General features: G+C 38.2%; 1 protein-coding gene. It reads right to left on the bottom strand.

From position 1 onward, the window contains the following. Nucleotide 1 precedes the first annotated feature (1 nt). A partial coding sequence (locus HALO113_RS18405; protein WP_159780606.1) for a T9SS type B sorting domain-containing protein occupies nucleotides 2-4349 on the bottom strand: 4348 nt, incomplete at its 5' end.

Here is a 4349-nt window from a genome sequence, read left to right as displayed (position 1 = left end):
ATTATCTTTTTAATGTAAAATGTGCTTTAAATACTTTATTTTGTTGGTTTTCTTGATATTCTACAGTAAACCAATAATCTGTAGAAGGTAAGTCTTTTGAATTAAAGGTTCCATCCCACCCTGTTCCTAAAGGACTAAGCTCCTTAATTAATTTACCGTATCGGTCAAAGATATAAATTTTTGCGTTAGGTTGGTCTCTCAAGGTAAAAATATTCCAATAATCGTTGTAACCATCTCCATTAGGTGTAAAGAATTTTGGATAATCTATAATTAAGATTTCTTTTGTCAAATAAGTACATCCTTTTTCATCTACAACCGTTAATTGATGCGTTCCAAAACTTACTCCTGTAAATACATTTGAATCTTGTAAATCTTGATCATCTAACTGGTATAAATAACTTCCATTACCATCTAATACGCTTATTGATACAGTTGTATTATCTGTAAAGGCATCCGTTATACTATAAGTAAAATCGGTCGCATTATTAATCTCGGTTACTGTGACTATATTAGAGATATTCTCACAATTTGTATTGGTGTTTTGTACCAATACATAATAATCTCCCGCTTCTTCTGCCGCATAGGTGTTTTGAGTCGCACCTGATATTACATTTCCATTAAAATACCATGTGAACTGATAATCTGTAGTATTTGGAAGCCCAGAATCTAGTAAATGACTTTGGAAAACTAATCCTGTTGACAACTCTACACATATAGATCCATCTTCTAATACAGGTTCTGGCAATGGGTTTACATAAACCGTAAAATCAGTATATGCACCTCTACAACCTGTAGAAGAAACTGTCCAAACTCTATAAATCACTACACCTTGTGCTGTACTAGTTGTAGTTAAGACATCCGGAATTTCAAAAGGACTGCTACTTGCTGATCCACTACTTGCTCCTGAAACTCCCATAGAACTTTGAACTATCCATTCTACGGTTGTTCCTGCTAAATTAGGATAACCTACTTGAATATCGATAACATCTGCTACTAATTCTCCACTACACATGGCGGCTGCTGGTGAAGATACTACAGCGCCTGGTATAGGATTCACTGCAATTGTAGCACTGGTTTGCATTTGACCTGTACAATTACCTAATACTGGAGTGATTTCAAAATACAAATCTCCTGATTGTGTAACATCTGAAACTTCTACTCCTAAATTAATTGTATGGGTTGTTGCTCCTGAGGTAACTCCTGAACTCACTATTACTCCATTCAAAATAGCGGTCCAATTGTAAGTAATATTTGCTAAATTACCTGTTATTGCAACTTCAACCGTATCTCCTGAACATACAGACAAACTAGCTTCAGCAATATCCATTATTACTGGTACTGGTCTTACTGTAACTACATGCTCTTCTGTAGTACCATTACAACTACTTCCTGACAAGGTAGGGGTAATTTGCATGGTAATATAACCTACTTCTAATCCATTTTGTAAGGTAGCTATTTGATTAATATTGGTTTGATCTCCACTCTGAACATATGTAGTATTATCTATATTTGTTATAGTAGCATTCCAAACATAAGTACTTGTATTATTTAAAGTAACTACAAAATCAGTCATCTCTCCTGAACAAATACTGGTACTATAGGTAACATTACTAATGGTAGGAGTTGGGGTTATACTTATGGTCTCGCTATCTGTAACACTCTGAGAACAAGAAGGTGTAGTAGCAGTCGATACACTAGTTATACTATATGTCGTATTTGTGGTCAAATTTGCAGTAGTATAGCTCGCCGTTCCTGAGCTATTTAAAGTTACTGTATAATTTGAAGTCCCGTTAGTAAACGCTACAGTTGCATTAGGCGTTCCTGTAAACAATAAGGTTGTATTTCTATTATAACATACTGCGTTGCTTTGAGCATCTATACTTGCTGTAGGCAAAGCAATAACCGAAATGGTTAAACTATTCGTTAAAGTAGCGCTACACAAAGTAACAGTATTGCTTATTTGCGTTAATGTTATGGTTTGATTAGTAGTTGCTGTTGGCACTGTTACCGTAGCTACTCCTGAAGCTGGAATAATAACAAAACTATTGGATCCGTTTAATACATAATCTACTCTTGCTCCTGATGTTCCTGTAATTGTAAACACAGCACTTGCTCCCGAACATATTGGTCCATTACCTGTTAATGAGGTAAACTGTGGTGTAGTGTTTATTGTTACTACAAAACTATTCTCGTCCGTACAATTTGGTGTTGTGCCTGTCTCTGCATATACATATAATGTTTGGGTTGTTCCAATAGTCGATCCAATATTTAACATCGTACCTGTTCCTCCCGGACCTGTATAATAATTTCCTACAGCTAAACTTGGTAAAACATAGCTATCACAAGCCGTAACATTTGCAGGTGCATCAGCTACTGGAGTAGTATTAATCGTTACTGTAAAACTATGCTCATCAGTACAATTTGGGGTAGTACCCGATGCTGCATAAGTATAAATCAACTGAGTCGTTGTAACTGTAAATCCAGCACTTAACATCGTTCCTGTTCCGCTTGGTCCTGTATAATAATTTCCATTACTTAGTGCTGGCAGCATATAACTATCACATGCCGTCACATCCGCTGGTGCATCAGCTACTGGAGTAGTATGGATGGTAATAGTAAAACTATTTTCATCTGTACAATTGGGTGTCGTTCCCGTCTCTGCATAAACATATAACGTTTGGCTGGTAGTAATCACATTCGAAGCACTCAACATTGTACCGGTTCCGCCTGGTCCTGTATAGTAATTCCCTACAGCTAAACTTGGCAATACATAGCTATCACATACCGATACATCTGCTGGAGCGTCAGCTACTGGAGTGGTATTAATGGTAATGATAAAACTATTTTCATCCGTACAATTGGGTGTCGTCCCTGTCTCTGCATAAACATATACTGTTTGTGTGGTAGTAATCACATTCGAAGCACTTAACATCGTACCGGTTCCACCTGGTCCTGTATAATAATTCCCTACAGTTAAACTTGGTAAAACATAGCTATCACAAACTGTTACATCTGCTGGAGCATCGGCTACTGGACTAGTGATAATGGTAATAGTAAAACTATTTTCGTCCGTACAATTGGGTGTCGTTCCTGTCTCTGCATAAACATATAACGTTTGGCTGGTAGTAATCACATTCGAAGCACTTAACATCGTACCAGTTCCACCTGGCCCTGTATAGTAATTCCCTACAGTTAATACAGGTAAAACATAGCTGTCACAAGCTGTTACATCCGATGGAGCATCCGCTACTGGTGTAGAATTTACAGTTACTACAAAACTATTCTCATCGGTACAATTAGGTGTCGTTGCTGTTTCCGCAAAAACATATAAGGTTTGAGTTGTAGTAATCAAACTAGAGGCTGGCAACATTGTTCCTGTTCCGCCTGGTCCTGTATAATAATTCCCACTTGAAAGCGCTGGCAAAACATAACTATCACAAACCGTTACATCTGCTGGTGCATCGGCTACTGGTGTGGTATTGATGGTAATGGTAAAACTATTCTCATCTGTACAATTAGGTGTCGTTCCTGTCTCTGCATAAACATATAACGTTTGGCTGGTAGTAATCACATTCGAAGCACTTAACATCGTACCGGTTCCACCAGGTCCAGTATAGTAATTCCCTACCGTTAAACTTGGTAACACATAGCTATCACACGCCATAACATCCGCTGGTGCATCGGCTACGGGAGTTGCATTAATGGTAATAACAAAACTGTTCTCATCTGTACAATTGGGCGTCGTTCCTGTCTCTGCATAAACATATAACGTTTGGCTAGTAGTAATCACATTCGAAGCACTTAACATCGTACCGGTTCCACCGGGACCTGTATAGTAATTCCCTACCGTTAATCCAGGTAATGTATAACTATCACAAACGGTTATGTCTGCTGGAGCATCCGCTACTGGTGTGGTATTGATGGTAATAGTAAAACTATTTTCGTCCGTACAATTAGGTGTCGTTCCTGATTCTGCATAAACATATAATGTTTGAGTAGTAGTAATCAAACTAGAGGCAGGCAACATCGTACCCGTTCCTCCTGGCCCTGTATAATAGTCCCCTACAGTTAATGCTGGTAAGCTATAACTATCACATGCCATAACATCCGATGGAGCATCAGCGGTAACACCTGGAACTATTGTAATCGAAAAACTATTCTCATCTGTACAGTTGGGTGTGGTACCAGTCTCAGCATAAACATATAATGTTTGACTTGATAGAATTGAACTAGCAGCCGGTAACATCGTACCCGTTCCGCCTGGCCCTGTATAATAATTCCCTACAGTTAATGCAGGTAAAATATATTCTGTACAAATTGTAACATCTGAAGGTGCGTCGGCTACGGGA

Source organism: Flavobacterium sp. 9AF, from assembly GCF_902506265.1.
Taxonomy (GTDB): Bacteria; Bacteroidota; Bacteroidia; order Flavobacteriales; family Flavobacteriaceae; genus Flavobacterium.
Note: the sequence above shows the minus strand (reverse complement) of the source record. Positions and strands in the feature narration are given on the sequence as shown.